The organism is Dietzia sp. DQ11-44 (genome assembly GCF_014145205.1).
Taxonomy (GTDB): Bacteria; Actinomycetota; Actinomycetes; order Mycobacteriales; family Mycobacteriaceae; genus Dietzia; species Dietzia natronolimnaea.
This window is the reverse complement of sequence record NZ_JAALEC010000757.1, coordinates 1-7,322: the sequence shown is the minus strand read 5'-3', so window position 1 is coordinate 7,322 and position 7,322 is coordinate 1. Positions and strand designations below refer to the sequence as shown.

Below are 7,322 nucleotides of genomic sequence, written 5' to 3'. Positions count from 1 at the left end.
ATTACGTACATCCACACCTGGCAGGGATTCGTCTATCTGGCGACGGTGATCGACTGTTACTCCAAGAAAGTCGTGGGCTAGTCGATAGCCGATCACATGCGCACCGAACTGGTCGAGACGGCGCTAAAGAACGCTGCTGCGACGACGGTGGTCGAGCCGCGGGCAATCTTTCATTCCGACCGCGGAAGTGTCTACACCTCGGGCGACTACCGAAAGCTGGTCACTGATCTTGGGATGCGTTCCTCGATGGGCAGAACGGGCGTGTGCTGGGACAACGCGATGGCAGAGTCGTTCTTCTCCGCGCTCAAGAACGAACGCGTCCACCGCACCGTCTACGCCACGAAGCGGCAGGCCAGGCGCGACGTCATCAGCTACATCGAGGGGTTCTACAACACCCGACGACGCCATTCAGCGCTCGGCTACAAGCGCCCGAACGAGGTGCACTACGCTGGCCTCCAGCCGGCAACGGCAGCGTAGAGAAACCATCAACTCCGCTGTCCGAAATCAACGCGGCAGGTCAGCCATCGGAGCACTGTCAGATCGGCAGAGTGGTGTCGGAGACGGCGAAGTCGCGGAGCCAGTACACGAACTGCGTCCAAATGCCGCTGAGCAGCAAGATTCCGACGACGATGAGCATGATGCCGCCGACGATCTGAATCGTTCGCGTGTGTCGTTGCAGCCAGCCCACTGTGCGGATGGCTCTCGTCGAACCGAAGGCCACCACAATGAAAGGCAGTCCGAGCCCCAGGCAGTACGCCACGATGAGCAGTACTCCGCGTGCGGCGTCGAGTCCGGTTCCGGCGGCAACTGACAACGCCGCTGCCAGAGTCGGTCCGAGACACGGCGTCCATCCCAGGGCGAAGACGGCGCCAAGTAGCGGCGCGCCCGCCCAGGTGGAAAGTGCTTTCGGCTGCATTCGAGTGTCCCTCTGGAGGGCGGGTATGGCCCCGATGAACACCAGTCCCATCAAGATGGTCACCACACCGCCGAGCCGTTGCAGCAATTCTTGCCGGGGGGCGAGGTATTGCACGGTGCCCAGCACCATCGCCGACAGCAGTACGAAGACCACCGTGAATCCAGCAACGAATAGCACCGCGGCGAGGACGACTCGTCGTCGCGATGACACCCGCTGACGCTGCTGTTCAAGAGTGAGCGAGCTGGCTTCGGCGCGGCGTTGCTCGGCGGCCTGCACAGTCACCGCCGGGCGCTCTGCACCCACGATGCTGGCCATATATGCCAGATACCCGGGCACGAGCGGGACTACGCACGGCGAGGCGAACGAGACGAGTCCAGCGAGGACACATGCTCCCAACGCGAGCAGCAGAGGTCCGGAGGCAGCAGTTTGTTGGAACGTCTGGCCAATAGATTGCGCAATCAGCACCGTGTTCATGCAGCGTCGCTTTCAGCAGGCTCGGCCAGCAGTCTCTCGATGACCGGCTCCAACTGGGTGTCGGTGACCTCTGCTAGATACACCGCAGCGACTCGGTGCTGTTTGTCGAGAATCAGTGTCGCTGGCACCACCGAGGTGGGGAAACCATGTAGCGCCGCCACCGCGGCCTGCGACGGGTCCCAAATTGAGGGATAGGTGACCCCGTTGTCCTCGATGAAGTCGACAGGCTTTTGCCGATTCGGGTCCCGCAAGTTGACGCCGAGATTGGTGAAGCCTTGCGCCTGGTACTTGTCCTGCAGTCGCTGCAGGTCGTCGGTTTCCGTCCGGCAGGGCGCACACCACTGACCCCACAGGTTGATCAGCACCACCTCGCCAGGAAAGTCTGCGACCGCCACAGTGGCCTCCGGATCTACTACTTCCGGGCCAGACATCGGAGCGATCTTCTGGCGGTCCGCCGGCGGATCATAGAAGATCTCAATCTGGCCGCCCGGGCTGACAAAATCGAACGTCTCACCTGAAGCGACGGCATCAGTGCCGCTAGCGCAGCCAGTAAGTACAAGCGAACTCACCACCACTGCGGCCAGTTGGCATCTTGCCCGTCTGCCCCAGCTACCGGGCTGCGCACCCTTGCCGAACACATCCGTCGTCATCACAGCATCAGCACCACTCTTGCCTGCACAGTCACACCGGACGATTGTGCCGCCCCTACCCCATTGGTTCGGTCGGGGTTCGATGAAGGTCTGATCAAGATTCCCGAGAGAAGCTGTGGGCGCCGCGAGACCGATGCACAGTGTGCAGCTGACACGAGAACCGGATTCCGAGTGCAAAAAGGAGACCCCCATGGCACATGGGCATGGTGGACACGGGCAGGTGCAGGCTCGTGGGTGGGGCATGGCTATCTCGGCCTGGCTGACGGGAATCTACTTCGTCATCGAGTTGGCGATCGGGCTGTGGACCGGCTCGGTTGCGGTGATCTCGGACGCTTTTCACACCTTCTCGGCGGTCGGTGGTGTCCTAGTCGCCATCTTCGCTGCTCGACTCGCCCGCCGCCCCGCAGACGAGAATCGCAGCTTTGGCTGGTACCGCGCCGAGATCGTAGGCGCGCTGGTCAATGGCGGTTTCCTGCTAATCATGGCGATGGTGGTGATCGTGATGGCTGCCATGCGCATGAATGATCCGGTTGACCTGCCCACGACGCCCATGCTGTGGGCAGCCGCGGGAGGCTTGCTTACCGAAATCGTCGCCCTGAGCCTGATCTGGAAACAAAGCCGCAGCGACATGAACGTTCGTGGCGCGTTGTGGCACATCATCCAGACCTTCGTCGGCAGCCTGCTCATCATCGTCACCGCACTAGTGATCAAGTTCACCGGGTTCTTGCTGATCGATCCGCTGCTCGGTTTGGCGTTCGGCTTCGTGCTTGTATGGGCAAGCTGGAGCATCCTGCGCGACGCCACCCATCTGCTCATGGAGGGCACACCCGACGAGGTCTACCTGTCTGACGTGACTGAAGACCTGGCAGCGATAGATGGGGTGGAAGACGTCCATCATGCCCATGCTTGGGCACTAACCAGTGGACGTTTCGTGTTCTCCGGCCACCTGCGCACCTCCGCAAGCGCCGATCCGCAGATCGTTCTCCAATCCGCCTCCAACCTGCTTCAAGCTCGGTACCGCTTCTTCTTTTCTACTGTGCAGGTGGAGACCGACTGTCCCGACGAGACTGCGGCATCAGCGATCGACATCACACGTGCGGCGGGTACGAGGAGGGGGCAGGAGTAAGGACCTTGATCCTGCTTGCGTTGATCGCGGTCTAGTCACCCGGGACGATTGCGGGGTGGCCCCGACCGGACCGCATCCGAACCAAAAATCACGTCGGGGTAACGGTCGGGCGATGCCGTAGATGACTAACAAATGGCGTATGAACTGCTGATTTCTGGATTCTCAGGAAACTCTCCGTGACCGGACGATATGCAACTGTTACCGTTTCGGGAGTCTCCAGTGGTCGTCGGTATGAAGCTGCGACCATCGCTTAAGTTGAAGGAATCAATCATGTCGAGCTCCTCCAAGAGCGTTCCGTTCGCCGATCTCATGGACTCGCTTGGTGTGGGCCACCGCATCTCTGCTGGTGGGCGTCATCGCGCCAACCGATCCAGGGGAGTGGGCCGGATCGCCGCCACCACGCTGGCTGGCGCCGCAATCGCCGGTGGCGCGGCGCTTAGTGTCGCCCCTGTGGCCGCTGCCCAATCGTCTGATCCCGAGCACGTCGGACAGATGGTCGAAGAGGCTGCCGCCCGCTATGGCATCGGAGCTGACGCGGTCCGCCAGTATGCAAGTCAGGCCCCCGGGCTGAGCCAGGCGCTCGGATTCGATACTGCTCAGTCGTCGTCTTCGGCGTTTTCGGTCGCCAGCCAAGCTCACAGGCCGACTGATGGAACGATCACCTCTGGCTTCGGCTCGCGGTGGGGCGCTAACCACAATGGCACCGACATCGCTGCGCCGATCGGCACACCCTTGTATGCAGCCAAGTCCGGCACGGTCGTGGCCTCCGGCCCCGCTTCCGGTTATGGGTTATGGATTCGCATCAAGACCGATGACGGCTATCTCTTGGAGTATGGCCACAACAATGCCAACTACGTCACCGAAGGCCAGCAGGTCACCGTCGGCCAGGTGATCGGTGAAGTCGGTAACCGTGGCTACTCGACTGGTCCGCATGTGCACTTCGGCGTACAGAATCCCGCCGGCCAGTGGATCGACTCGGTGTCATGGTTGGCCGCGAACGGCGTCGTCATCTGAGGACGTAGACAACGACCTGCTGCTCGACACTTCCGATCCAGGCCCGGATGCCACAATTCGGCACGCAACACGCTGATCTCGCCGGATCGGAACCATCCCTGCCGACAGTGGCGGGAGGCGGGCACGATTAATGATCGCCGGAGCTGGTGCCGACAGGAGGGCCCCGATGCCGACCGTCCTACCACCACGCCTACCGTGAACGGCGTGCAGAGGGTCTTTCGCGTGATGACGCCGGGGTGGTTGATTTCCTTCATCGCCGTCGCACTGTTCGTCTATACGTGCTTCACACTGTTGGCGCCATGGCAGTTAGGCAAGAACGAGGATTTGAAGACGCGCAATTCCCAACTTCTTCACAGCGTCGAAGCCGATCCAGTGCCGTTGACGGAATTGACGGCGCGGGACGCGCCGTTGGACGAATCCGAGTGGCATCGGGTCACAGTAACCGGTCGCTATCTGCCCGAAGACGAAGTGCTCTTGCGGCAGCAAGCTGTCGACGGGGAACAGGTTTACCAAGTTCTCACCGCATTTCGGACCGAGGGCGGCGATGATCTGCTTATTAATCGTGGATGGGTTCGCGTTGGCGAGAACAACACGGTGCCGACCTACCCGGCCGCGGTAGCCGATCCAGTGACCATCACCGCCAGGCTCAGAATGCCCACCGACACCCCGGCCGAACCGATAGTTCTGCACGATCGTCACATGGTGCGCTCCATTGAAACCTCGACGATCGGTCGGGTTCTGGATCTCGATCTTGCTGGCTATCATCTCCAGCTCCCCGGAGGCCAACCAGGATCACTCGAGCCAACTCCGATACCGGAAGTCGAGGCGGGTTCGTACCTGTCCTATGGGCTTCAATGGCTTGCATTCGGAGTTCTAGCGCCAATTGGGCTTGGCTACTTTCTGTGGAGTGAAATCCGGGAGCGGCGCCGCCAACGTAGCCAGGGCAACGACGAGCAAGGCAGCCTAGGCGACGGTGCTGTGGGACCTGGTGACAGGGATATCGATCCTGATGTCGTATCCGGTCATATTGCTGAGGTGGATGCGGCCACGGAGGCAGTGGCCCATGACCGCCTCGTAACGATGACCGTTCGTGATCGCTACGGCACCAGATTTGAGGCTGAACGCCGACGGCGTCTACGTCCGAGAAATAGGCTCGATTACTGAGTCCAATCCTCGAGCTGGCTCTCGCCCTTACCTCGCGGGAGCTCATCAATTTCTCGCCCTCGGCGCCCTGCCCGACATGCTCACGTTGAGCGCCTGCAGCCGGCCCGGCCGACGACGGGTCCGCTCCCGATATCGGCGCGCACTCATGGCCGGGGATCTCAGCCCCGCCGACGGCGGCTAGCAATCCACCCCACCAGCATCGCGAATACTGCGGTGACCGTGATGATGAGTTCAGGAATTGAACGTAATCGGGTGGCAAGTGTGAACTCGGTATTGAGCGGGACCTGTGCGACGAGGGCATCGGCAGTGAACATTTCGGTCTGCTCGAGCACATCGCCATTCGCCGCGATAATCGCGCTGACACCGCTGGTGGCCGCTACCACCACCGTGCGGTTGTGTTCGACAGCGCGCAGCCGCGACATCGCCAGCTGCTGATAGGTCATGTCGGTATCGCCGAAGGTTGCATTGTTCGTTGGTACCGCGATCAACTGCGCCCCCGACCGAACCGACTCGGCCACCAGATCATCGAACGCGACCTCATAACAGGTGGCCACAGCGAGCGGTGTCTCATCGATGGTCACCACACCATCGCCGTTACCGGGCACGAAGTTGCCCGCCTGCGCGGCATAAGGCGAAAGCTTGCTCACGATCGATCGCATTGGCAGATATTCACCAAATGGAACCAGTCGTCTTTTGTCGTGCGCATCGCCAGGTCCTGTTCCTTGCTCCCACACCAGCGCTGTATTTCGGGTGGTACCGGAGCCAGTGGACACCACCGCCCCCACAAGGATCGGAGCGCCGATTGCCTCTGTGGCCGCATCGATCTGTTCTGCAGCGTCGGCATTGCGAAACGGGTCGATGTCTGATGCGTTCTCCGGCCAGATCACCAGATCCGGTGCGGGCTTCACCCCCGCTGCGACCTCGGCGGCGAGAGCGTCGGTACGAGCCACATGATTGTCCAGTACAGCGCGCCGTTGCGCGTTGAAATCCAGACCGAGTCGGGGCACGTTGCCCTGGACTAGGGCAACCGTTTTAGAGGGGGTGGTGATTGGTGCGGTAGAGACGGGTATCGAGCCGAGTGCAGAGGCGGTCACAAGCACCGCCCCGAGTAGCAACACCGAGCGCCAGGCGGAGCGCCGAGCAAGTCCGACGACCACTGCAGCCGTCGCGCTGCCCACCAGTGCAACGGACAGGCTCACCCCTGGCGCCCCAGCGATCTGAGCGATCGCCAGCAATGGTCCATCAGTCTGACCGAACGCCAGCCGGCCCCAGGGAAACCCACCGAAGGGCAGGCGCGCTCGAACCGCTTCGGTGGCCACCCAGCAGCACGCGATCCACAGTGCAGCCCCGGGCAGCCGCGCCACCAGTGCGGTGGCCCCAGCGAAGACAGCGACTGCCACGGCCTGTAGCGCCGCTAATGCTAGCCAGGGGACAGCGCCGACATAAACCCCCACCCAGGGCAGTAAAGGTACGAAGAACCCGAGACCAGCCAGGTATCCCAATCCGAACGCGCCGCGCACGCCGATCCCTCGGACCGCCAGAACCAAAATGGCAAGACCGGCCGGGGCGAGAAACCACAAGGATAGAGGCGGGAAACTGGTGTACAGCAGTATTCCTGCGCCCAATGACGACACCATTCGACCAAGCGCACGGCCGACGGGGTGACTATTTAGCCACCGCCGAGAAGGCGTTGACCGCGGTTGATTTCGGGTAACCCCGCCCATCCTGAGGCCGACTGCTGGCAGTACCACCGATTGCGGCCCACGGTTCTTCTGTCGTGTTGTCATGTCACGCTCGCGAGGTGCGCTCTCGTCTTCCGCAGAGGTCGCGGGGGGAGCGAATCGAACCCGTTCACGGCCTCGCTGAGTCCACGCGCGCGGCCCCGGAGCGGGGCCCGGCACATGCCTCCGACCGGGACGCACAGAGCGGATCGGAAGCATATCTGCCGGGTCACCCGGCGAGCTGGCCGATCTGGAAC

General features: G+C 62.0%; 6 protein-coding genes and 1 pseudogene. 4 read left to right on the top strand and 3 right to left on the bottom strand.

The window, feature by feature from the left end; translation table 11 throughout:
- Positions 1-477, top strand: a pseudogene (locus tag G6018_RS17020) (IS3 family transposase); the annotation flags it as partial.
- Positions 478-535: 58 nt separating this feature from the next.
- Here the strand turns inward: G6018_RS17020 and G6018_RS17015 are convergent.
- Both G6018_RS17015 and G6018_RS17010 read right to left on the bottom strand, forming a co-directional pair.
- Entirely contained in the window at positions 536-1,390 is an 855-nt protein-coding gene (locus G6018_RS17015) for a cytochrome c biogenesis CcdA family protein (RefSeq protein WP_107746580.1), read from the bottom strand.
- Positions 1,387-2,040 carry a TlpA disulfide reductase family protein gene (locus tag G6018_RS17010; protein WP_235027362.1) on the bottom strand — a complete coding sequence of 218 codons (654 nt, stop codon included), beginning with the start codon at positions 2,038-2,040 and terminating at the stop codon, positions 1,387-1,389. The genes G6018_RS17015 and G6018_RS17010 overlap by 4 nt, the downstream gene beginning before the upstream one ends.
- A 241-nt stretch (positions 2,041-2,281) precedes the next feature.
- Here G6018_RS17010 and G6018_RS17005 point away from each other — a divergent pair, with 241 nt between their 5' ends.
- The 3 genes from G6018_RS17005 (at position 2,282) to G6018_RS16995 (ending at position 5,344) form a co-directional block, all read left to right on the top strand.
- Positions 2,282-3,166 carry a cation diffusion facilitator family transporter gene (locus G6018_RS17005; RefSeq protein WP_241731126.1) on the top strand — a complete coding sequence of 295 codons (885 nt, stop codon included), beginning with the start codon at positions 2,282-2,284 and terminating at the stop codon, positions 3,164-3,166.
- A 270-nt stretch (positions 3,167-3,436) separates the two neighbouring features.
- Complete coding sequence (locus tag G6018_RS17000) at positions 3,437-4,180, top strand: M23 family metallopeptidase (protein WP_182640271.1); 744 nt, start codon at positions 3,437-3,439, stop codon at positions 4,178-4,180.
- Between the two features lie 195 nt (positions 4,181-4,375).
- A complete protein-coding gene (locus G6018_RS16995) occupies positions 4,376-5,344 on the top strand; it encodes an SURF1 family cytochrome oxidase biogenesis protein (protein WP_227022437.1) in 969 nt (322 codons plus the stop codon).
- Positions 5,345-5,502: 158 nt separating this feature from the next.
- Here the strand turns inward: G6018_RS16995 and lnt are convergent, their stop codons facing one another.
- Positions 5,503-6,981: an apolipoprotein N-acyltransferase gene (gene lnt, locus G6018_RS16990; protein WP_235027363.1), complete on the bottom strand. Its 1,479-nt coding sequence runs from the start codon at positions 6,979-6,981 to the stop codon at positions 5,503-5,505.
- Between the last annotated feature and the right edge of the window lie 341 nt (positions 6,982-7,322).